This window comes from Desulfocurvus thunnarius (genome assembly GCF_055390965.1).
This window is the reverse complement of sequence record NZ_AP042411.1, coordinates 15,440-37,860: the sequence shown is the minus strand read 5'-3', so window position 1 is coordinate 37,860 and position 22,421 is coordinate 15,440. Positions and strand designations below refer to the sequence as shown.

The following is a 22,421-nucleotide window of genomic DNA, read 5'->3' as shown; positions in this document are numbered from 1 at the left end:
ATCCAGCCATGGATATCCGCGCGCGTATCATAGCCCGGGGCAGGGGGATTGTGAAAATTGGCACCCGGCTTCCGCTTCCTTGCCCGGCGCGCTAGGATGTTCATCCCTTTTCCGAATAAGCCTGCCACGACCACCGCGAGGACGCCCATGCCCCTGCCCCGGCACCCCGAACCCGTTCGCAGCTCCCTCGTCGAGGAGCGCGACGCCTGCGCCATCATCGCCTTCATCGACAAGCGCGGCCACTCCACCCACGCCAATATTGTCAAGACCATAGAAGCCTTGAAGAAAATGGCCCACCGCTCGGGGGACATCAACGACGAGGGCGACGGCTGCGGCATCATGACCGACATCCCCCGCGAGCTGTGGGCCCACCGCCTGGAAGGCGCCGGGCTCTCGCCGCATCTGGCCGAGTCCACGGGCTTTTTCGTGGGCCACTTCCTGGTGCCCCACGGCCTGCGGCCCCGGGCCGACGAGGTTTGCGCCGCGGCCCGCGAGGTCTTCGCCGCGCGCGGGGCGGAAATCGTACTCGAGCTTCAGGGCCGCACCAGCGACGACGAGCTGGGCCCCATGGCCCAGGCCGAGGCCCCGCTGTTCTGGCAGGTGGCCGGACTGGTCGGCGAGGCCGACCGCGACGACGTGGGGCGCCTGCTCTTTGGCATCGAGCGCGAACTGGAGCGCCAGGAGCCCGAACTGCACACGGCCTCCCTGTCGTGCCACAGCGTGGTCTACAAGGTGCGCGGCGTGCCGGACCTGCTGCCCCGCGTCTACCCCGAGCTGCGCGACCCCGACACCCGCTCGCGCATCTGCCTGGGCCACAGCCGCTATTCCACCAACACCCTGCCCACGGTGGAGCGCGCCCAGCCCTTTTCCATGCTGGCCCACAACGGCGAGATCAACACCATCGAACGCCTGCGCAACTCCGGCAGCGTGCTGGACATCCCGCCCGTGCCCGGCGGCAGCGACTCGCAGGACCTGAACCGCATCCTCGAAGGGCTCATCAACCGCTACGGTTTCGACCCGCTGGAGGCCTTCGCCATGGTCTTTCCGGCGGTACACAGCGAGGTGGAGCAGTACCCCGAGGAACTGCGCCGGGTGTACGGCTTCTTCCGCTGGTTTTTCCCGCCTTCGGCCCAGGGCCCGGCGGCGATCATCGCCCGCCACGGCGACATGTGCATGGGCAGTGTGGACGCCCTGGGCCTGCGCCCGCTGTGGCTGGGCGAAAGCGACTACGACTACTACCTGTCCTCCGAAAAGGGCGTGGTGGACCTGGAAGACACCGCGGGCGACCCCAAGCCCCTGGCCCCCGGCGAGAAGGTGGCCATCCTCTCGGCCAAGGGCCGTCGGGCCGTCGTGTTCGACTACACGGCCTTCCAGCGCCGGGTGTTGCGGCTCATGCAGGCCCGGGGCGGCCTACTGGACAGCGTGGATGCGCTCTACACGGCCATCCCGGCCCAAAAGGGCGAGCCCGTGCGCCTGGAGCACCTGCTGGCCGACGGCGCCGCGCGCATGGCCACGGCGAGCATGACCGCCGAGCCGGTGCTGGCAGGCTTCGGCTGGCAGAAATACGACGTGGAAACGCGCAAGAAGACCGCAAGCGTCGGCCGGGCCATCATCGGCTCCATGGGCTACCAGGGCCCCCTGGCCTGCCTGAACGAGCAGGGCCTGCCCAACATTTCGGAATACTTCAAGGAAAACGTGGCCGTGGTCACCAATCCGGCCATCGACCGCGAGCGCGAGGCCGACCATTTCACCACGCGGAGCATCCTGGGCGACCGCCCCGACGCCGGGGGGCGGCGCACACCCGCCGCCGTGGGCCTGGAGCTGCGCACGCCGCTGCTGCTCGGCGGCTGCCTGGACAGCGAAGTCTGCGGCTCGGCCCTGGGCCGCCTGGCCCGCGCCTTCGGCACCCAGACCATCGACGACGTATTGTCCTTCTTCACCGCCCAGGGCCGCGACCCCCGGCGCGTGGCCATCCTCGACGCCACCTTCGAGCCCGGTGCCGGGCTGGCCGCCCGCCTGGAAGAACTGGCCCGCGAAGGCCGCGAGGCCGTGGCCCGGGGCGCGGTGCTGGTGGTCCTCGACGACTCGCGCTCCTTCTCCGGCGGGCGGGTCTACATCGACCCCGGCCTGGCCCTGGCCTGGATCGGGCGGGATTTCGACGCCCAGCGCCTGCGCCGCCGCTGCTCGCTCCTCGTGCGCTCCGCCGCCGTGCGCAACCTGCACGACGTGATGTTCCTGCTCGGCCTGGGCGCCGACGCCGTGAATCCGTACATGATCTGGCGCATGGCCCGCGAGCACGCCACCGCGGAGCGCCCGGCCGAAGCCGTGCTGCGCACCACCCTGGAAGTGCTGCAAACGGGCATGGAAAAGGTCATGTCCACCATGGGTATCCACGAATTGTGCGGCTACGGGCGCATCTTCGCCTCCATCGGCCTGTCACCGGAGCTGGCGGGGGTCTTCGGCTGCCCCAACTTCTGCCCGTCGGACAGCGCGGGGCTGACCCTGGCCCGCCTGGAGGAGCAGGGCGCCCGGCGGCTGGCCCTGGCGACCTCCGGCGGCCCGGTGAAGCTCTGGGCCGACCTGCCGCGCAACGCGCGGGTGGGCAAGGTTCTGCGCCGCGCGGCCCTGGGCGAGGCCGACCCCGCCGCCACGGCCCGGGCCCTGGAGGACCTGGAGCGCGAGGCTCCCGTGGCCCTGCGCCATGTGCTCGGCTTTTCCGCCCCCGAGGGCGCCGCGCCCCTGGCCCCCGAGGATGTGGACCTCGCCGTGGGCAGCCACGCCATGCCGCTGGTCATCCCGGCCATGAGCTTCGGCTCCCAGGGCGAGAACTCCTTCCGCACCTATGCCGAAACCGCCCTGCGCCTGAACATCGTGTGCATGAACGGCGAGGGCGGCGAAATTCCCGACATGCTCGGGAAATACCGCCACAACCGCGGCCAGCAGATCGCTTCCGGACGCTTCGGCGTGCACATGGGGTTCCTCAACTCGGTGGATTTCCTGGAAATCAAGGTCGGCCAGGGCGCCAAGCCCGGCGAGGGCGGGCACCTGCCCGGCCAGAAGGTCACGGCCATGGTCGCCCGCGCGCGGCACTGCAAGCCCGGCATCGGCCTCATCTCGCCCTCCAACCACCACGACATCTACAGCATCGAGGATCTGGCCCAGATCATCACCGAGCTCAAGACCGCCAACCCCCTGGCGCGCGTGTCGGTGAAGATCCCCGTGACCAGCGGCGTGGGCACCATCGCCGTGGGCGTGGCCAAGGCCGGGGCGGACATCGTCAACGTCTCCGGCTTCGACGGCGGCACCGGCGCCGCCCGCGAGCACAGCAAGAAATACGTCGGCCTGCCCGCCGAGATCGGCGTGAGCCAGGCCCATCGCGCCCTGGTGGAATCCGGCCTGCGCGGCCAGGTGGAGCTGTGGTGCGACGGCGGCCTGCGCAGCGGCGCGGACGCCCTGAAGATGATCCTGCTCGGCGCCGACCGCGTGGGCATGGGCACCGTGGCGCTCATGGGCGTGGGCTGCATCAGTTGCCAGCGCTGCCACCTGGACACCTGCCCGCGCGGCATCTCCACCCAGCTTCGCACCTGCGCGGAGGCCGAGAAGCGCGGAGTCAAGGGCTTCACGCCCCTGGACCGCGAGGCCGAAACCGAGAACCTCGGCCGCCTGCTGGCCAACATCGGCCAACAGATGCGCATCCTCCTGGCCGGGCTGGGCGTGGCCCGCGTGCGCGACGCCGTGGGTCGCACGGACCTGCTGTGCCAGCGTTCGCACTTCGAGGCCGTGGACCTTGCCGAACTGCTGCGCGCCCCGGCCCAGGACGGCTCCGCCGGACCCGCCGGGGCCGTGCGTGTGGTCCGCAAGCCCCTGAACTTCCTGACGCGCCTCGTTTCGGACATCTCCCTGGACGAGCTTGGCTCCGACGCCGTGCGCGAGGTGCGCTACACCGACCGCTCTGTCCGCAGCGTGGACCGCGCCATGGGCACCTACCTCGCCGGGGCCGTGGTCCGCCGCTTCGGCACCGGCGGCGAGCGCCGCGCCCGCCTGCGCCTGGACGCCTCCGTGCCCGGCAACGGCCTGTGCGCCTTCAACATCCCCGGCATCGAGGTCATGGTCGACGGCGGCGCCCAGGACGGCACGGCCAAGGGCAGCTTCGGCGGCGCCTGCGGCGTTTTCAAAGGCGCCAACCTCATGGGGCGGCGCATCGACGGCTCCACGGGCAAGAGCTTCGCCTACGGCGCCATCGCGGGCACGCTCATGGTCCAGAACTACGCCGACTCCCGGGCCTGCATCCGCATGTCCGGCGCGGACGCCGTGTTCGGCGCGCGCATCACGGCCCGCCTGCGCGACGAGGAGGGCAACGTCGCCGCCCGCGCCCACCTCAAGGGCTTCGCCTTCGAGTACATGACCGGCGGGCGCGCCGTGGTCCTGGGCGACCCGGGGCCGTGGCTCTGCTCGGGCATGACCGGCGGCGTGGTCTACCAGTGCCTCTACCCCGAGTTCGGCTTCACCCGCGCGAGCCTGACCCGCCGCCTGGCCTCCGGGGCCGACGTGCAGATCATGGCCCTGACCCCCGAGGGCGAGGCCGACGTGCGCGAACTGCTGACCCGCTACTGCGCCGAGCTGCGCGCCAGCTTCCAGGACGAAGAGGCCGACGCCGTGCTGGCCCTGCTGGCCGAGGTGCGCCACCGCTTCGTGGCCGTCGCCCCGGCCCACGCCAATCCGCCCAAGGCGGAGTAGGGCGGCGAGGCGACGCAGCGCCAAGCCGGGGGACGGACACCATCCACAACCAACCCCGGTCCCGGCCCGACAGGGCCGAAAAGGGACGGCACCGCCGCACCCTGCGCGGAACACGAACGCTCCGGGCGACATCGCCCGGAGCGTTCCGTCTTTTGCCGAAAGGCAGGGGCACGGGAATCCGGCATCCGGCGCGCCTGGGCGGGCGACCGGGAAAAAAAGAAACGCCGCTTTCCCTATCGATTTGGTTCTTCTTGTTCTTTTTTGGGCAAGGGGCTATGTTCAGGAAACCCGGAGCACCAAAAAGGAGGGGAGCGATGAGCGATTACACGTCGGCCAACATCCCGTGCGCCTTGCACCACGGGGAGATCATGTCGTTCGCGGATGGCACCAAGCTCAGGTTCGAGAGCAACGGCGAGGCCAAGGACATCTTCTTCGGGGACGAGTGGACCGCCTCGGTGCAGCTTTTCCCGGCCAACACGCATGACTTCCAGGCGGACGGCAAGTCCATCCGTCTGACGGCCCAGTTCGAGGACAGCCTGTCGGTGGAATACGCCTAGAGCGCGGCACTGCCTCCGGGAGATGACGGCCCGCCGTTTTGGAACGGCGGGCCTTGTGTTTTTCAGGGCAGGGCGATTCAGCCCCTGCGCGCAGGCGCGGCGGGCTTCGAGGCGCCGGGGGCGGCCGGTTTCCTGGCGGCGGCGGGCGCCTTGCCCCTGGCAGCGGGCTTTCGGGCCGTGGCGCCAGGGGTGGCGTCCTGGCGGGCCAGGCTGTCCATGGCCTTGCCGTGCATGGTGTCGCGGTCGTAGGAGCCGGACTTGAAATAGTCGCACTTGGCGCAACTGCCGATCTTCGTGGCGAAGGTTTCCTGCACGGTGCCGCCGCAGAAGGTTCCCGTCACCGTGGCGCAGGAATAACCGTCGTCGGGCCACGCCGGGCAGACGCCCATCTCGTGAACCTTGTTGCCGCCCTTCTCCCGGCCGCACTTCTTGAACACCCAGCAGGGCAGACGTTCCTCGGCCTCCAGGGCGCTTGGGTCACGGATGCCGGTGATCAGCCGCGAGAGGTCGTTGGCCTGCCCCGCGAGGCTGAACACGTCCGTGGCGGCCCGGTTCATGATGGCCATGGTTTGCCCGGCCAGCCCGTTGACCTCGTCGATGGCGCGGTTGATCTGCTCGCTGCTGGCGGACTGTTCCTCGGCGGCGGTGGCGATGGCGCCCACCTGATCGCTGGTGCGCTCGGACAGGGCCAGAATATCTTCCAGGGCCTTGCCGGAGTCCGTGGCGCCGGAGGTCGCTTCCTCCACGGCCAGGGTGGCTTCGGTCATCTCCGACGCGGCGGCCTTGGTGCTCTCCTGGATGGCGCGGATGACGGAGCCGACCTCCTGGGTGGCGCTCATGGTCTTCTCGGCCAGTTTGCGCACTTCGTCGGCGACCACGGCAAAGCCCCGGCCCGCGTCGCCCGCCCGGGCCGCCTCGATGGCCGCGTTAAGCGCCAGCAAATTGGTCTGGTCCGCAATGTCGTTGATGACGTTCATCACCTGGCCGATGCCGTCGGCCCGGGAGCCGAGGTCCGCAATGCGCGAGGCCAGGGCTTCGATGACTCCGTCCACGCGGCCGATCTGCTCCACAAGGCGATGCACGCGCTGCGCGCCCTGGCGCGATTTGCCGCTGGCGTCCGCGGCCTGCTCGGCGGCGCTGGCGGCGTTGGAGGCGACCTCCAGCACGGCGGCGTTCATCTGTTCCATGGCCGCCGCGGTCTCCTGCATGCGTTCGCGTTGGGAAGTGGCGTCGGCGTTGGCGTTCTCGATGCGCGAGGCCAGATCCTCCGCCGCCGCGCCGACCTCCTCGGAGATGACGCCGCACTGGGAGGCAATGGCCGCGATGCTGGTGTTCTTTTCGCGCACGGAGGCCTCGCCCCTCCGCAGGTCGGTGAGGTCGTAGTAGGTGGCAAATCCGCCCATGAGCGCGCCGTCCATGTCGAACAGCGGGCTGGCGTTGACGTGCAGGGCCAATTCGCGCCCCGAGGCCGAGCGGATCGTGATCTCGGACTCGACGGGCCTGCGCTCGGCCATGGCCTGCTCGATGATCGTGCGCCGCGAGGCGTCGGCGTACAAAAACTCGCGCACGCTGCCGCCCACGTGCCGCTCGGGGCCGCCCGTCTTGCCCAGCAGGTCCACCATCAGGGAATTGCAGCGGGTGACCATGCCCTTGGGGTCCACAGTCAGGAACGGGTAGGCCAGGGACAGCCCGGCGAGGATGCCCTCCATGCCCCCGATGCGCTGCTTGAGGGCCTTGGCCATGGCGGCGTAGGCTTCGGCCATGACAGCCATTTCGCCCGCCAGGTCGGCCTTGGGCACGGAGCTGAATTCGCCCCGGGACAGGTGCCCGGCGTGCTCGGCCAAAGCCCGCAAGGGCAGGCTGACCCGCCTGTGGAGCAGCACCAGGGCCACGCCTGCGGGCACGAGCCCCAGGGCGAACCCGGCCAGGGCCGCCACCGGCGCCGACCAGCCGCTGGAGAGGCTTGCAGCCGGAACAGCGGCCACCGCAGAGCACGCAACAAAAACGACGCCGAGGCGCACGGTGAGGGAAGGTTTCATAGGGTCTCCCGGGGAGGGCACCTGGCCGTCATTCCGCATGTGGCCAAGTATCCTAGCTCTATAATAGGACTTTGCATCTTTGTGACGCAAAAGATATGCCGTGTCAAGCGCAGGGCACATTGTGCAATGCTTCACTTGGTCGACTGGATGCAATTATAAGCTACCGATAGACCGCCTACGAGAAGAAGGGGAGATAAAGATTTACAGAGGGGCATCAAAAGAGACAGCATGACGGGAAACATATGCTTCTATACCATTATCCTTGTGGATTCAATGGAGTTCATCAACACATACACTGTAAGACACCTGTGCCAAGAGAATAAAAAAAGCGGCCACCCGACGGGTGGCCGCTTTGGAGCATGTATCACGTAACGCTTATTCCATCGGGGTATTCTTCACCAGATTCCAGATGCCGCAGGGGCAGGCGTCGGCGCAGAAGCCGCAGCCGATGCAGCGCGTGGCGTCGCAAACCATCTCGAAGTCCTCCCCGGCCTCGCGGCGCGAGATGGCGCCCTGGGGGCAGACGGTCACGCACAGCCCGCAGTCGCGGCACGAGCCGCAGCTCGAACACTGCGCCGCGCAGTCGTCCACGCCGTCGAAGCTGGTTTTGCGCGGGTCGAAGTAGGCCAGGGTCACCCGGGTGGTGTCGATGGTCTCCGACAGGCGGCCTTCGCTGTCCACGTAGTCCAGCCGGGCGCGCAGGTCTTCGTTCATGGTCGCCGTTTCGCCCAGGGGCCGGGCGCCGGAGAGGATGGAGTCGATGGCCACGGCCGCGCGCCGCCCGTCGCCGATGGCCTGGGTCAACAGGCCCAGGCGCACCACGTCGCCGATGGCGAACACGCGGGCGTTGGTGGTTTGGAAGGCCTCGTTCACGGTCACGTAGCCGCGCTCGGTGGCGATGGATTCGGGCAGGAAGCCCAGGTCGGGCATGTCGCCGATGGAGATGACCACCGTGTCGGCGGGGATCAGTTCGCCCGTGGAAAGCACCACGCCTTCGGAGGTGATTTCCTTGGTGAAGCAGGGCCAGCGGAAGGTGGCGCCGTATTTCTCGGCCTCCTCGCGCTCCTTGCCGAAGCTCGCGGGCTGCTGCACGTCGATGAGGGTGATTTCCGTGGCGCCCAGGCGCCCGGCCTCGCTGGCCACGTCGCAGCCCACGTTGCCCGCGCCGATGACCACCAGCCGCTTGCCGACCTTGGCCGTGCCCGCCTTGGCCGTGCGCAGGAAGTCGCTGGCGGGCACCAGCAGCTCCTTGCCGGGCACGGGGATGATGCGCGGCTTCTGCGAGCCCGTGGCCAGGACCACGAAGTCGTTTTCGGCCAACAGCCTCTCGAAGTCCTCCCGGGTCAGGTCGCGGCCCAGGCTGGTGTGCCCCAGCACGCGGCGGGCACGGGCCAGCTCGGCGTCCAGCACGTCCTGGGGAATGCGCCCGGCGGGAATCTGGGCGCTGATCTTGCCGCCGAGCTGCTCGGCGCGGTCGTAGACCGTGGCCGCGTGGCCGAGCAGGCGGAGCTGCCAGGCCACGGAAATGCCCGCCGGGCCACCGCCGATGACCGCCACGCGCGCGCCCGACAGGGGCGGCAGCTCGGGGTCGCGGGCGCGCAGGCCCGCGCGGCCCAGGGCCTTGGCGTCCACCGGGGCCATCATCTGCGACTGACGCGTGCAGCCCGACATGCACAGGTTCGGGCACAGATGCCCGCAGACCGTGGCCGGGAAGGGCGTGTAGCGCAGAGCCAGGTCCACGGCCTCGTCCAGCCTGCCCGCGCGGATGAGCCCCCAGCGCTCGCGCACGGGGATGCCGCTGGGGCAGGACGACTGGCAGGGCGGGGCGTATTTGCGGTTCTCCCACACCGGCACGTGGCGGCGCAGGTCGCCGGTGGTGATGACCGGGATGGGCGAGCGGTCCAGGCTGCTCAGGTCGCCGATGAGCCCGCCGCGCCCGAGCTCGGCGTCCCATACCTGGGCCCGGAATTCCTTCATGCTCCGGCGCTTCTTGGAGAGCTTCTCCTGGGGCGAGCGCGCGGCGATGCACTGCCACTGCCCGCGCACGGCCAGGGTCGCCAGGGCCTCGGGGCGGCCGAGGCGCGCCAGGAAGTCCGTCAGCCCGGCCTCGAGCCAGGCCCAGGCCGCGTCGTCGATCTCCACCAGCTTGGCGTCGGCTTCGGAAAAGCCCTTGTACGGCCCGCGGAAGTAGATGCGCCCGCCGACCATGCCCACGCAGGGCCGGTAGCCGAGCACGTTCTCCGGGTCGCGCGGGTTCAGCCCGCAGACCACGGCCACGCCCCCGGCCATGAATTCGGCGAAGTAGTCACCCACGCTGTCCAGCACCCACAGTTCCGGCGGGGCCATGCGCGGGTTCTGCTTGGTCATGGTCATGCCGCGCGAGCCGATGTGCCCGCCGATGAAGACCTTGCCCTGGGCCATGGCGTTGCAGGTGCCGTTGGAGGCGTTGCCTCTGACCACGATCTCCGCCCCGGCGCACAGCCAGCCGGTGTCGTCCGAGGCCGGGCCGTCGGAGACGATGGTCGTGCCCGGAAAGCCCATGGACCCCAGGCGCTGACCCGGGGAGCCGGTGACGTGAATCGTCACCGGGCTTTTCTCGCTGCGCCACAGGCGCCCGCCGATGCCGTGCTGGCCGAAGGCCTGGACGGTCAGTTCCGTGGCGCCGTCGGCCACGGCGCGCTGCACGCGCTCCTCCAGGATGCGCGATTCGATGCGCTGGCCGTCTTCCTGTCCGCTTATGGTCTGCATGCTGCTTTGTTCCATCTGATGTTCTCCGGTCCTGAACGTGTGTGCGCTACACGCAGTAGCGGATGCTCAAGCGGTCGGCCGCGTCCTTGTCGCCGATGCCCAGGGCGTCGGACATGCCGACGGGCAGGGAGGTGGAGCGACCCAGGGGCGCGAGGATCTTCTTCATCTCGCCGTCGAAGGCGAGGAAGACCTCCACCACGCGCTCGGCGACCTTTTCGGGGTCCAGGCGGCGGTAGAGGCGCGGGTCCTGCGAGGTGATGCCCTTGGGGCAGACGCCGATGTTGCACACGTTGCAGCGGTCGCCCTCGCTGCCCACGCAGCCCGCCGCGGCCTGCATGACGTACTTGCCGATCTGCACGGCGGAGGCGCCGAGCATGATCAGCGCGGCGGCGTTGGCGGCCAGGTTGCCGTTCTTGCCCACGCCGCCGCCCGCGATGAGCGGCAGCTCGTTCTGGGCGCCGATGCGGCACAGGTTCAAGTAGCAGTCGCGGATGTTCGAGGCGATGGGGTGGCCCATGTGGTCCATGGACACGTTGTAGGCCGCGCCGGTGCCGCCGTCCTCGCCGTCGATGGCCAGCCCGGCGGCGTACTTGTTGCGCGCCAGGTTGTTCAGCACCGCCAGGGAGGTCGTGGTCGCGCTGATCTTGGGGTAGACCGGCACCCGGAAGCCCCAGGCCATGGACATGGACTGGATCATCTTGGCCACGGCCTCCTCGATGGAGTACTTGGTCTGGTGGGTGGGCGGCGAGGGCAGGCTGACGCCCACGGGCACGCCGCGGATGGCGGCGATGAGCTTGTTGACCTTGTGCCACATGAGCAGGCCGCCGTCGCCGGGCTTGGCGCCCTGGCCGTACTTGATCTCCACGGCGCAGGGGTCTTCCTTCATCTCCGGCAGGGCGTGGATGATCTCGTCCCAGCCGAAGTAGCCCGAGGCGATCTGCAAAATGACGTACTTGAGGAAGCGCGAGCGCAGCAGGCGCGGCGGGCAGCCGCCCTCGCCGGTGCACATGCGCACCGGCATGTGCAGTTCCTCGTTCAGGTAGGCCACGCCCATTTGCAGGCCTTCCCACATGTTGGGCGACAGCGCGCCGAAGCTCATGCCGCCGATGAGCAGCGGATAAATCTTGCGCACCGGGGGCATCCAGCCGTTCTCGCGGAAGGTTTCCAGGGCCTTTTCCGGCGGCAGGATGCGCCCGATCATGGTCGTCAGGTCGAACTCGTGGCGCCCGGCGTCCAGGGCGGGGTCCGTGAGCATGGAGATGCGCACGAACTTGATCTGGTCGAGCAGGGAGCCCTTGTCGTTGCGCCGCCCGCCGCGCGTGCGGGGGGCGCCGCCCCTGTTGACGTGCATTTTGAGCTTGGGCTGCTCGTCGTTTCTGCGCGGGGTGATGGCGTCGCCGGGGCAGACCATGTCGCACATGCCGCAGCCGATGCAGGCATGGGCCGGGTCCGTTTTCTGACGGATGCCGTAGTGGACGCTGTACTGGTTCTCGCTGGTGGTGGTCAGGCCGAAGGCGGCCTTGATCTCACGCTTGCGGAACACGCCCAGCTCGATGGCCCGCACGGGGCACACGGCCACGCACTGGCCGCACAGGGTGCATTTGTCCTTGGTCCAGTCGATCTGCCAGGGCAGGTCGACGTGGCTCAGCGTGCCTGGGGCAATTGCTGCGTTTGACGGCATATCTCGATCTCCTCGCACCCGGGGCCGACGATGGCGGTGTCCAGATGCATGGGCTGGAAGTCACGGGTCTTGTCGCGCTCGGGGATGGCGGCGTCCAGGCCGCAGATCTCCGAGGAGAAGGCGTACAGGCCGGGGCGGCCGCCGACCACGCCGGGGCGCAGTTTCTTGCGGTCCTGAACCATGAACATGGTCCTGTCGGGCAGGCAGCCGATGACGCAGTTGGGCCCGTCGATAATCAGCTTGCGGCACGAGGCCTTGAGCTGCTCCAGAAAGGCCGCGTCGGGGTGACCCTGCATGTCCGCGTCGGACAGGGGCGTGATGACGTGTTTGTAGGCTTCCAGCGGCAGGCCCAGGCGGCGCAGGGTGAAATGCAGGATGTGCGTGAACACCTCGGAGTCGGAGTGGTAGCCCTCGTACCCCGGCACCCCGCAGGACATGAGCCATTCCTTGATGGGAATGAAGGCGGTGTTCTCGCCGTTGGTCATGGTGCAGATGCCCTGGATGAAGAAGGGGTGGCAGGCGTAGAGGTTGATGGCGTAGTTGGTGTTCTGCCTGCCCTGGGCCAGGATCTGGCGGGCGTGCAGGTCCTCGCGGTCCACCCCCAGGTACTGGCCGACGGCCAGGGGATCGCCGATCTCCTTGACCATGACCACGTCGGGCCAGAAGCTGAAGACGGTGATGTCCTCGCGCTCCAGGCCCATGTGCTTCAGCTCCAGGCGGGTGCGCATGACGTTCAGCTCGCGTTCGGCGGGGGGCAGGTCGCGCCAGGCCTTGGGAACGTCGTAGGCCGCCACGAGGTACACGTCGCGCCGGGGGGTTCCGGCGGGCGGGGTGGCGGGCAGGTCCCAGCTCAGGCGGTGGCGCAGGGTGAAGCCCTTGGCGTCCATGAGCTTGTTCAGGCGTTTTTCGCCGTCGTGGGTCAGGATGCCCGAGAGGATGGGGCAGCCCTTGAGCTCGCCGAGCGGGCCGCCCAGGCCGGTGAGAAAGAGCCCGACGCCGGAGCCGTCGTGCCCTTCGCGCATCACGTCCAGCGCGCGGACGGCGCGCATGGGCGAGACGGGCTCGGTACTGGTGAGTGCGAACAATCGGCACATGGTGCAAACTCCCTGACGCGCAGGCGGTTTGCGGCAGGCCCCGGCGGACGGAAGGGCGGAACGGGGGGCGCGGCGCCCGCCGGTTGCGGGGCCGCCCTGGCGCCGCCGGGCGAAACCGTTGTCTACGCGTGTTGTGTTCTCCGGGTGGCAACCCGGGCGTCACCGCCTGGCGGGTCGGGGGAAGGGCGGCGCATCCGTGCTCGCGCTGCTTGGCGCCCAGTCCGACAAACGGGGAATTACTCTTATAGTATACTTTTCGCCAAGTAAAGCCTGGAAACGATGCTATGTTATGACAAAAATGTATAAAAAAAGACAGGTGGCGACACATATAATATATTCAAGGTTATGCGCGCATGTCCACAAAAGATGAAGCTCACGAAAAGAAGCTCCCCGGGTGCGAAATCCGGCACGCGGGGGAGAGCCCGGCCGCAAGAGCCGCAGACGGCGACGCCGTGCCGCACCCGGCGTGTCGCCGCCGGAGCGGCGCGGTGCCCGCACCCGGTGCGCCCCGATGCCGCAGCCATGCGGCCCGGCGGGACGCACGGACCGCACCTGCGCCCGCCGACCCCGACAATGCGCGGCGGGGCGGGCGGGGAGTCGGGCGCCGCAGCCGCCCCGAATGGCGGCGACCTCCGGGGCGCCGTTTCCGGCCCTGGAAGACGGCGCTCCGCGGGCGGCGGGCGGCGGCGGCCCCGGTCCGTTTTCCATTGACGAAAACAGGCGGACGATTTAAGTGCCTGACTGCGGCCCGGCCTTTGGCCCGGCCGCGTTCGTCACTATCCGGACCAGTCCTGCCGCCGCGGCGGCAACGTCCAGTCAACAATCCTGGAGGAACGATGTTCTTTCCCGAAGTCGCGTATGCCATGGCTCCGCCCGCCGGTGGCGACGGCGGAATCGGAGGCGCCCTGGGCTCCCTGATGCCGCTGATCCTCATGTTCGTCATCTTCTACTTCCTGCTCATCCGCCCGCAGCAGAAGAAGCAGAAGCAGCACCGCGAGATGCTCGCCTCCCTGAAAAAGGGCGACAAGGTGCTCACCGGTGGCGGCATGTACGGCCGCATCGTCGAGGTGGACGGCGACGTGCTGCGCGTGGACCTGGGCAACGACATGATCGTCGAGGTCAACCGCAACTTCGTGTCCGCCATGGCCGACCGGACCCCCAAGGACACCGGAAAGGGCAAGAAATAATCCGGGCGGCGCGCGCGGCGCGGCGCTCTGCAAGGCAAGCGATCCCCACCGGGCCCCACGCGGCCCCGAAGGGCTCCGCTTGCCTTGGCTTTTGATACGGCGTATCAACTTGCTGCCTTCGGGCAGGCGGGGCCGGTGCGCCCCGCGCACGGCGTCACCGTATTTCGGACCTGAGGAGAACACATGAAAGGGACTCTGCGTTACCGCATTGCCATCGCCCTCGTGGTGGGCGTTTTGGGCCTGGCCTGGGCGCTGCCTTCCTACCTGCCGCAGGGCTCGGCCCTGCGCGTCTTCCTGCCCGAAAAGCAGGTCGTCCTCGGGCTCGACCTGCGCGGCGGCGTGCACCTGACCCTGGGTGTCGACGTGGACAAGGCCGTCGAATACGCCCTGTCCCAGGCTGGCGAAGACCTGAAGGGCCAGACCCGCGAGAAGCGCATCGCCGTGTACAACGCCGCCGTGACCCCCGACGGCAGGCTGGGCATCGTCCTGACCAAGGCCGGCCAGCAGACCGAGTTCGACGCCCTGATCCAGGATTCCTACCGCTCGGCCTACACCGTGACCGAGCGCCAGCCCCAGGGCGAAGGCCTGCGCTACATCCTGGCCATGCGCCCCGAATACCGCAAGGAGGTCGAGCGCCTGACCATGGATCAGGCCGTGAAGACCATCCGCAACCGCATCGACCAGTTCGGCGTGGCCGAGCCCGACATCCGCCGCCAGGAGGGCAACCGCATCCAGGTGCAGCTCCCCGGCCTGGACGACCCGCAGCGGGCCATCGACATCATCGGGCGCACCGCGCACCTCGAGTTCAAGCTCGTGGACGACGCGACCAAGCCCGAGGACGCCCGCCGCGTCGGCCGCGACGTGCTGACCATGCGCCACCTGAACCCCGACGGCACCTACCTGGAGCGGCCCATCGTGCTGCACCGCGAGGTCCAGCTCTCCGGCGAGGCCGTTTCCAACGCCCAGGTGCAGTACGACCAGTTCGGCCAGCCCTACGTGTCCCTGTCCCTCAACGCCTCGGGCGGGCGCAAGTTCTCGCGCCTGACGGGCGACAACGTGGGCAACCGGCTGGCCATCGTCCTGGACGGCCAGGTCTATTCCGCCCCGGTCATCAAGCAGAAGATCAGCGGCGGGCAGGCCTCCATCTCCGGCTCCTTCAGCACCGAGGAGGCCACGGACCTGGCGGTCGTCCTGCGTTCGGGCTCGCTGCCCGCGCCGGTCAGCGTGCTCGAAGAGCGCAGCGTCGGCCCCTCCCTGGGCCAGGAATCCATCGACAAGGGCGTCACCTCCACCGTGGTCGGCTTCGTCCTGGTGCTCGGCTTCATGGCCCTGTACTACGGCTTCGGCGGCCTGGTGGCCAACGCCGTACTGCTGCTGAACATCGTGCTCATCATGGCCGGGCTGGCCGCCTTCGGCGCCACCCTGACCCTGCCGGGCATCGCGGGCATCATCCTGACCATCGGCATGGCCGTGGACGCCAACGTCATCATCTACGAACGCATCCGCGAGGAACTGCGGCGCGGGCTGACAAACGCCGCCGCCGTGGCCGAAGGCTACTCCCGCGCCACGCTGACCATCCTCGACGCCAACCTGACCACCATCATCGCGGCCATCATCCTCTACCAGTTCGGCACCGGCCCGGTGCGCGGCTTCGCCGTGACCCTGACCCTGGGCATCCTGGCCTCCATGTTCACGGCGATTTTCGTCTCGCGCGTGTTCTTCGACCTGCTGCCCAGGATCAAGAACCCCGTGGCGGGCCTGTCGTTCATCAAGCCCGGCACGAACTTCAACTTCATCGGCAACCGCCGCATCGCCTTCGCGGCCTCGGCCCTGGCCATCCTGGTCGGCGTCGCCTCCCTGGTGGCCCACGGCGGGCCCAAGTACGGCATCGACTTCGCGGGCGGCATCACCGTGCAGATGCGCGCGGACAGCGGCCTGGACACCGCCGCCTTCACCTCGGCCCTGGAGGCCGAAGGGTTGAAGGGCGTGGTCGTGCAGCGCATGGGCATGGAGGGCGACCACGAGTATCTGGTGCGCCTGTCCGAGCAGGAGGGGCTGACCACCGAAGCCGTGCGCGGCCACGTGCAGGCCGCCATGGCCGCCCAGGCGCCCGACACGGCCTACGAGATCCAGCGCCAGGAGATGGTCGGCCCCAAGGTCGGCGCGGACCTGCGCGAAAGCGCCCTGGAGGCCATGTTCTACGCCGTACTGCTCATCGCCATCTACATCTCCGGGCGCTTCGAGGCCCGCTGGATGGCGGCGGGCATCATGGCCGCCGGGCTGGCCACGGGCGTCTATGCGCTGGACCTCGTCGACGTGCCCGTGAGCCTGCTGACCGTGGCCGCCCTGGTCATCACCCTGGCCCTGTGCTGGCGGCTGAAGCTCAACTACGCCCTGGGCGCCGTGGTCGCCCTGATCCACGACGTGCTGGTCACGGTGGGCGTCTTCTCCCTGCTGGGCAAGGAGTTCGACCTGACCATCATCGCCGCGCTGCTGACCATCATCGGCTACTCCCTGAACGACACGATCATCGTCTTCGACCGCATCCGCGAGAACCTGGGCGGCCGCAAGCGCAAGGACTTCAAGGAGATCATCAACACCTCCATCAACCAGACCCTGTCGCGCACGCTGCTGACCTCGGGCACGACCCTGCTCGTGGTCGCCGCGCTGTTCTTCTTCGGCGGGTCGGTAATCCACGACTTCGCCCTGGCCCTGCTCATCGGCATCGGCGTGGGCACGTACTCCTCCATCTTCGTGGCCAGCCCGATCCTGCTCGGCTTCGGGCCCAGCGCCCTGGCCGGCGGCAAGGACGCCGAGACGGACGAAGAGGACCGGGAGCCCGCCGCGGCCCAGCGGGCCTGATCCCGCTCCCCAAGACAAGACACGGCCCCCCGGCCCGCGCCTGCGGACCGGGGGGCTTTCTTGTGCAGCCCCGGGGTGAACCCTGTTGCACATATTGTGCAGCCACATTGTGCCTCGCCTTGCACAACCCCGGGAGCATCAAGATGAGGCACGCGACAACATACTGTAATTACATTGTTTATGTTCTTGGCACACCCTTCGCAATACGGATGCACAGAACGACGAACGCGTCATGGCAGGGCGCTTTCCGTCGGACACCTCCTCTCATGCAGACCCCCCCAAGAAGCGGAAACCCACGCGGAAGGGTTTCCGGAACGAAGAGCCCCCCGACCTGCGCAAGCGGGTCGGGGGTCCTCTTTTGCGGCCGTGGCCCCGGCGGTCGCCCACCCGGCCTACGGCCCGGCCTACGGCCTACTTGGCGCGGTAGTGGCAGCCCCGGGTTTCGGGGTTGGAGCGGGCCGCGACGGTGACCAGGAAGGCCGCGTGGCAGCCGTGGAACAGGTCGATGAGCGACTGGGAGATCGGCGTGGACTTGTAGAAGTCCTGCAAATGGCGTTGCAGGCTGCGCAGGTCGTCAAAGGCGCGGGCCAGGCGCTGGCTGGTGCGGGCGATGCCCACGTAGTTCCACATGGTGTGGCGGATGGTGGCCCAGTCCTGGGCGATGAGGGCGGGGTCCTCGTTCTGCACGTCGCCGGGGCTGACCCAGTCGGGCATGGCCTCGGCCAGACGGCGGGGCAGGGCGGTGCGCCCACGCAGGTGGCGGGCGATGTCCTTGCCCACGGCCTGGCCCCAGACCAGGGCCTCCAGCAGCGAGGTGCTGGCCAGACGGTTGGCCCCGTGGATGCCCGTGCAGGCGCATTCCCCGGCGGCGTAGAGCCGCGAGATGGTCGTGCGCCCGCGCTCGTCGGTGAGCACGCCGCCGCAGAAATAGTGCGCCGCCGGAACCACCGGAATGGGCTCGCCCGCCATGTCCACGCCGATTTCGCGGCATTTGGCGTAGATGGTCGGGAAGCTGCGTTGCAGGTCGCGGCTGACGTAACTGGCCGCGTCGAGGAACACGCAGTCCTCGCCGGAGTGCAGCATTTCCTCCTGAATGGCGCGAGTCACGATGTCGCGCGGGGCGAGGTCGGCCCGGGAATCGTAACGGCTCATGAAGGCCTCGCCCCTGGCGTTGACCAGCCGGGCCCCGGCGCCGCGCACGGCCTCGGAAACCAGGAACTTGCGCGGGGCGCGGTGGTACAGCGCCGTGGGGTGGAACTGCACGTACTCGGCGTTGACGATCTTGGCCTTGGCCCGTTCGGCCATGACCATGCCCGAGCCGATGCTCGACGCGGTGTTGGTCGTGTGCAGATACACTTGGCCGATGCCGCCCGTGGCCAGGACGGTGCAGTCGGCCAGCACGGTTTCCACGCGGCCCACCTCGCGGTTGAACACGTAGGCCCCGCAGCACTGGTTGGTGAGCTGGTACTTGAAATCCAGGCGGGTGGAGTGGTGGTGGCTGGTCAAAAGGTCCACGGCGGTGCGCCCGGTGAGCACTCGGATGTTCGGCGCGGCCTGCACGGCGTCGAGCAGGCAATCCATGATGGCCCGGCCGGTGAAGTCCGCGCAGTGCAGGATGCGCGGCTTGCCGTGGCCGCCCTCGCGGATGAGGTCCCAGGCGCCGTCGTCGCGGCGGGCGAAGTCCACCCCCAGGCGTTCGATGAGGATTTCCTCCACCACGCCCGGGCCTTTGCGGGCCAGGTGGCGCACCGCGCGCGGCAGGTTGACCTTCCAGCCCGCGGTGTACATGTCGCGTTCCAGCTCGGCGGCGTCGCGCGGCCCGGCCTGATAAACGATGCCGCCCTGGGCCAGGGCGCTGTTGCCCTGGTCGGGCGCGAAATCCGAGGTGATCAGGGTCACCTCCAGCCCGGCATCGGCCATGGTCAGGGCGGCGGTACATCCGGCGAGCCCCGTGCCGATGATGAGCACCTGAGTCTTGAAGCGGTCGGCGTGCATGATTTACCTGCAGATTTCGAGCATGCGCTCGATGGCCACAACGGCGTCGCGGGCCACGTCGCAGGGCACGGTCACGGGTTCGATGTCGTCCAGGTCCTCCAGGGTGGCCGCAAGGACCTCCTCGGTGGTCTTGGCCATGTTGCGGCAGTGGCTATGGACCAGGGGCCGCACGAGCTTGTCGCCCTCGTGCTCCCGGGCCAGGCGCTCCACGAGGTTGACCTCGGTGCCCACGTAGATGGCCGCGCCCGGCGGGGCCTGCTCCACGTAGCGGATGATGAACGAGGTGGACCCGGCGGCGTCGGCCCGGGCCACCACCTCGGGGGCGCACTCGGGGTGGACCACCACCAGGGCGTCGGGGTCGCGCTGGCGGACCTCCCGGATCTGCCCGGCGGTGAAGCGCTTGTGCACCACGCACATGCCCGGCCACAGCAAAAGGCTTTTGGAGCGCAGGGCGGCCGGGTCCAGGGCCGCGCCCATGGCCGCCACGTCGATGACCGCGCGCTCGCTCTCGGGCAGGCCCAGCAGGTCGGCGGTGTTGTGGCCCAGGTTCCTGTCGGGCAGGAACAGCACGCCGTCGCCCTGGTCCAGCGCCCAGCGCAGCATGGCCGGGGCGTTGGCCGAGGTGCACACGCTGCCGCCGTGGCGCGCGACGACGGCCTTCACCCGGGCATCGGTGTTCACGTAGGCCAGGGGCACGATGCGTCGGCCGTCGGCGGTCAGGCGGCGCAGCACGGCGTCCGTCAGCGGCCCGGGGGCCATGTCGGCCATGACGCATCCGGCCTCGGGCGCGGGAGAGACGACCTTCTGGCCCGGGGCGGCGAGCATGGCCGCTGTTTCGGCCATGAAACTCACGCCGCAGAAGACGATATGCTCGGCGCCGCGCAGCCCGCGCACCTGACGGGCCAGCTCCAGGGAGTCCCCGCGCAGGTCGGTGTGCTGGATGACCAGCCCGCCCTGGTAGTGGTGGCCCATGATGACCAGGGAGGCGCCGCGTCGGCGACGGATGGCGCTGATGGTTTCCGCGTGGGACGTGTTCATTGGGCCCTCCCGGGGAGATGGATGCGCATGCTGAAATCCGCCGCCGGGGCCGAGTGCGTCAGGCGGCCCACGGACACGAAGTCCGGCCCGGCCTGGGCGATGGCCGCCAGGGTCGCCAGGGACACGCCGCCGCTGACCTCGGTTTCGATGCCCGGGGGCACCAGGGCCAGGGCTTCGGCCAGGGCCTCGGGGGCCATGTTGTCGAGCATGATGCGCGCCACGCCCAGGCCCGCGGCCTCGCGGACCTCGGCCAGGGTGCGGCATTCGACCTCGATGGGCGGGCAGGGGGAGTAGGCGGCGCGCAACCGGGCCACGGCGGGCGCGATGCCCCCGGCCTGGTCGATGTGGTTGTCCTTGAGCATCAGCATGTCCGAGAGGGACAGTCTATGGTTTTTCCCCCCGCCCATCAACACCGCGTACTTCTCGACGTGGCGCAGGCCGGGCAGGGTCTTGCGCGTGTCGAGCAGGGTGGTGCGCGTGCCGCGCAGGGCGTCGGCGTAGGTGCGGGTCAGGGTGGCGATGCCCGAAAGGTGGGTCAGGAAGTTGAGGACGACCCGCTCGGCGCGCAGGAGCGTGCTCGCCGGGCCGTGGATTTCGGCCACCACCTGCCCGGGGCGCACGGTCCGGCCGTCGGCGGCCAGCAGGCGCATGCCCGCGCCCGCGCCGGGGGTCACGGCGTCGAGCACCAGCGGGCCGATGGGCAGCCCGGCAACCACGGCGTCCTGCTTGGCCACGATTTCGGCCCGGGCCGGGCTCTGCGTGCCGAAGACGGCCAGACTGGTCAGGTCCGCTCCGTCCTCGTCCAGGGCCGCGCGCACGGCCCGCTCCAGGAACTCCAGGGCCGGGCCCTGGAAAAAGTCATGAAAAGTCGTGGTGTGCATGCTACATGTCCTGATGGGGCGAGTGCCGGGGCGGCCCGGCCCTGCGCCCCCGTCGCCGCCGGGTGGGCGGGAGCCTTGCGCGGGGTTACGGCAATCGGCGCCCGGCGTCAAGGCGCGGGCGCGCCGGGCCCGGCCGGGGGCGGGGCCGTCCCGCGCGCCGCGTGCATCGTCCGCCTCTGTCCGCTTTGACGAACGCGGGCGATTGGTATACCTGAGGGACGCCATGAACGAGAAGAACGCCAGCAACGCCAGCCAGGAGGAGCTCCGCGCGGTCGTGCCGCCCGGGGCCGAGGGCGAGGCCGTGGCCGTGGGCTTCGAGAACGCCCACCCCGCCGACGGCGCCGACCTGCTGGAAGACCTGCCCCTGAAGGATCAGCTCAGCGTTCTGGAGAGCCTGGACACCTCCGACGCGGCGGAATTCGTCGCCGAGATGGAAAAGCACGACCGGGCCGTGCTCATGCGCGCCATGAGCCCGGACCTGGCGGCGGACATCCTGGAGGAAATGTCCCCCGACGACGCCGCCGACGTGCTGGAAGACCTGGACTCCGCCCACCAGCAGGTCCTGCTCCAGCGCGTGGAATCCGAGGAAGCCCAGGAAATCGAAACCCTGCTGACCTTCGATTCCGACACCGCGGGCGGCGTCATGAACACCGAGGTCACGGTTCTGGAACAGAACCTGACCGTGGATCAGGCCATCGCGCTCATCCGCCGCGCCGCCGAGGAATCGGAAATTCCGTACTACGCCTACGTGGTGGACGACCAGGAACACCTGATGGGCGTGGTTTCCCTGCGCAACCTCATGCTCGCCCGCCCGGGCAAGCCCCTGCGCGAAATGCTCGAAAACCAGCAGCTCATCACCGCCGCCTTCGACACCGACAAGGAAGAGGTGGCCCACCTGCTGTCGCACTACAACTTCCTGGCCCTGCCCGTGGTGGACCGCGAAGGCCGCCTGCTCGGCGTGGTCACCCACGACGACGTCATCGACATCATCCACGAAGAGGCCAGCGAAGACATGCTCGGCATGGTCGGCGCGGGCCAGAACGAAACCGTGGACACGCCCTGGCTGCGCTCGGTGACCCTGCGCCTGCCCTGGCTGATCATCAACGTGGCCAACTCCGCCGTGGCCGCCTGGGTGGTGCACATGTTCGAGGGCACCATCGCCCAGATGGCCATCCTCGCGGCGCTCATGCCCATCGTGGCCAACCAGGCGGGCAACTCGGGCCAGCAGTCCCTGGCGGTGATGATCCGTCAGTTGGCCATGGAGGCCTGGGACCGCAGGCGCGCCTGGACGGCGGTGCTGCGCGAGGCCAAGATCGGCCTGCTCAACGGGCTGATGGTCGGGATGCTCGTGCTGTGCGGCGTGTTCATCCTGACCCACCACGTCGATCTGGCCGGGGTCATGGCCCTGGCCCTGGGGCTGGACATGATGGTCGGCAACGTGGCCGGAGCCATGATCCCCGTCGTGCTGCGCGAACTGGGCCGCGACCCGGCCCACGCCTCGTCCATCTTCCTGACCACCATCACCGACTCCACGGGTTTTTTCCTTTTCCTGGGGCTGGCCCACCTGCTGCTGCTCTAGGGCCCGACGTGCCCCCGAAAGCA

Annotated in this window: 12 protein-coding genes and 1 pseudogene; 6 read left to right on the top strand and 7 right to left on the bottom strand. The window is 69.1% G+C overall.

Annotated elements, in window-relative coordinates:
* The first annotated feature begins 147 nt into the window (after positions 1 to 147).
* Together ACZ5KV_RS00155 and ACZ5KV_RS00150 are read left to right on the top strand one after the other, a co-directional pair.
* Positions 148 to 4,737 (top strand): glutamate synthase-related protein, encoded by a 4,590-nt coding sequence (locus ACZ5KV_RS00155; protein WP_464240319.1) that lies wholly within the window; start codon positions 148 to 150, stop codon positions 4,735 to 4,737.
* Positions 4,738 to 5,051: 314 nt separating this feature from the next.
* Positions 5,052 to 5,294 (top strand): hypothetical protein, encoded by a 243-nt coding sequence (locus tag ACZ5KV_RS00150; RefSeq protein WP_464240318.1) that lies wholly within the window; start codon positions 5,052 to 5,054, stop codon positions 5,292 to 5,294.
* A 77-nt stretch (positions 5,295 to 5,371) separates the two neighbouring features.
* Here ACZ5KV_RS00150 and ACZ5KV_RS00145 read toward each other — a convergent pair whose 3' ends face one another.
* The 4 genes from ACZ5KV_RS00145 to ACZ5KV_RS00130 all read right to left on the bottom strand — a co-directional run bounded on the left by ACZ5KV_RS00145 (position 5,372) and on the right by ACZ5KV_RS00130 (position 12,856).
* The gene (locus ACZ5KV_RS00145; protein ID WP_464240317.1) at positions 5,372 to 7,333 is read right to left on the bottom strand and encodes a methyl-accepting chemotaxis protein; all 1,962 of its coding nucleotides are present in this window, start codon (positions 7,331 to 7,333) and stop codon (positions 5,372 to 5,374) included.
* A gap of 375 nt (positions 7,334 to 7,708) precedes the next feature.
* Entirely contained in the window at positions 7,709 to 10,096 is a 2,388-nt protein-coding gene (locus ACZ5KV_RS00140; RefSeq protein ID WP_464240316.1) for an FAD-dependent oxidoreductase, read from the bottom strand.
* A gap of 31 nt (positions 10,097 to 10,127) precedes the next feature.
* Positions 10,128 to 11,762, bottom strand: a complete 1,635-nt coding sequence (locus tag ACZ5KV_RS00135) for a glutamate synthase-related protein (RefSeq protein WP_464240315.1) — start codon at positions 11,760 to 11,762, stop codon at positions 10,128 to 10,130.
* Complete coding sequence (locus ACZ5KV_RS00130) at positions 11,726 to 12,856, bottom strand: class II glutamine amidotransferase domain-containing protein (RefSeq protein ID WP_464240314.1); 1,131 nt, start codon at positions 12,854 to 12,856, stop codon at positions 11,726 to 11,728. Before ACZ5KV_RS00130 ends, ACZ5KV_RS00135 begins: the two co-directional genes overlap by 37 nt.
* 836 nt (positions 12,857 to 13,692) lie before the next feature.
* Here ACZ5KV_RS00130 and yajC point away from each other — a divergent pair.
* The 3 genes and pseudogenes from yajC to secF all read left to right on the top strand — a co-directional run bounded on the left by yajC (position 13,693) and on the right by secF (position 16,905).
* Positions 13,693 to 14,043, top strand: a complete 351-nt coding sequence (yajC, locus tag ACZ5KV_RS00125; RefSeq protein WP_464240313.1) for a preprotein translocase subunit YajC — start codon at positions 13,693 to 13,695, stop codon at positions 14,041 to 14,043.
* 183 nt (positions 14,044 to 14,226) lie between these two features.
* A pseudogene (gene secD / locus ACZ5KV_RS00120) lies at positions 14,227 to 15,702 on the top strand (protein translocase subunit SecD); the annotation flags it as partial.
* Between the two features lie 90 nt (positions 15,703 to 15,792).
* Complete coding sequence (gene secF / locus ACZ5KV_RS00115; RefSeq protein ID WP_464241786.1) at positions 15,793 to 16,905, top strand: protein translocase subunit SecF; 1,113 nt, start codon at positions 15,793 to 15,795, stop codon at positions 16,903 to 16,905.
* Positions 16,906 to 17,316: 411 nt separating this feature from the next.
* Here secF and nadB read toward each other — a convergent pair whose 3' ends face one another.
* Genes nadB through nadC form a run of 3 tightly spaced genes read right to left on the bottom strand, consistent with a single transcriptional unit; the run spans position 17,317 to position 20,819 of the window.
* Positions 17,317 to 18,900 (bottom strand): L-aspartate oxidase, encoded by a 1,584-nt coding sequence (gene nadB, locus ACZ5KV_RS00110; protein ID WP_464240312.1) that lies wholly within the window; start codon positions 18,898 to 18,900, stop codon positions 17,317 to 17,319.
* 3 nt (positions 18,901 to 18,903) lie between these two features.
* On the bottom strand, positions 18,904 to 19,938 hold the full coding sequence (gene nadA / locus ACZ5KV_RS00105) for a quinolinate synthase NadA (protein WP_464240311.1): 1,035 nt from the start codon (positions 19,936 to 19,938) through the stop codon (positions 18,904 to 18,906).
* Positions 19,935 to 20,819, bottom strand: a complete 885-nt coding sequence (nadC, locus tag ACZ5KV_RS00100; RefSeq protein ID WP_464240310.1) for a carboxylating nicotinate-nucleotide diphosphorylase — start codon at positions 20,817 to 20,819, stop codon at positions 19,935 to 19,937. The genes nadA and nadC overlap by 4 nt, the downstream gene beginning before the upstream one ends.
* Positions 20,820 to 21,042: 223 nt before the next feature.
* On the opposite strand from nadC, the gene mgtE reads away from it, so the two are divergent.
* A complete protein-coding gene (gene mgtE, locus ACZ5KV_RS00095; RefSeq protein WP_464240309.1) occupies positions 21,043 to 22,398 on the top strand; it encodes a magnesium transporter in 1,356 nt (451 codons plus the stop codon).
* Positions 22,399 to 22,421 lie beyond the last annotated feature (23 nt).

What these genes read in the sequence shown, in the direction of transcription:
- ACZ5KV_RS00155 (WP_464240319.1), top strand. Translation starts at nt 148, where the DNA reads ATGCCCCTGCCCCGGCACCCCGAACCCGTTCGCAGCTCCCTCGTCGAG.
- ACZ5KV_RS00150 (WP_464240318.1), top strand. Translation starts at nt 5,052, where the DNA reads ATGAGCGATTACACGTCGGCCAACATCCCGTGCGCCTTGCACCACGGG.
- ACZ5KV_RS00145 (WP_464240317.1), bottom strand. Translation starts at nt 7,333, where the DNA reads ATGAAACCTTCCCTCACCGTGCGCCTCGGCGTCGTTTTTGTTGCGTGC.
- ACZ5KV_RS00140 (WP_464240316.1), bottom strand. Translation starts at nt 10,096, where the DNA reads ATGGAACAAAGCAGCATGCAGACCATAAGCGGACAGGAAGACGGCCAG.
- ACZ5KV_RS00135 (WP_464240315.1), bottom strand. Translation starts at nt 11,762, where the DNA reads ATGCCGTCAAACGCAGCAATTGCCCCAGGCACGCTGAGCCACGTCGAC.
- ACZ5KV_RS00130 (WP_464240314.1), bottom strand. Translation starts at nt 12,856, where the DNA reads ATGTGCCGATTGTTCGCACTCACCAGTACCGAGCCCGTCTCGCCCATG.
- yajC (WP_464240313.1), top strand. Translation starts at nt 13,693, where the DNA reads ATGTTCTTTCCCGAAGTCGCGTATGCCATGGCTCCGCCCGCCGGTGGC.
- nadB (WP_464240312.1), bottom strand. Translation starts at nt 18,900, where the DNA reads ATGCACGCCGACCGCTTCAAGACTCAGGTGCTCATCATCGGCACGGGG.
- nadA (WP_464240311.1), bottom strand. Translation starts at nt 19,938, where the DNA reads ATGAACACGTCCCACGCGGAAACCATCAGCGCCATCCGTCGCCGACGC.
- nadC (WP_464240310.1), bottom strand. Translation starts at nt 20,819, where the DNA reads ATGCACACCACGACTTTTCATGACTTTTTCCAGGGCCCGGCCCTGGAG.
- mgtE (WP_464240309.1), top strand. Translation starts at nt 21,043, where the DNA reads ATGAACGAGAAGAACGCCAGCAACGCCAGCCAGGAGGAGCTCCGCGCG.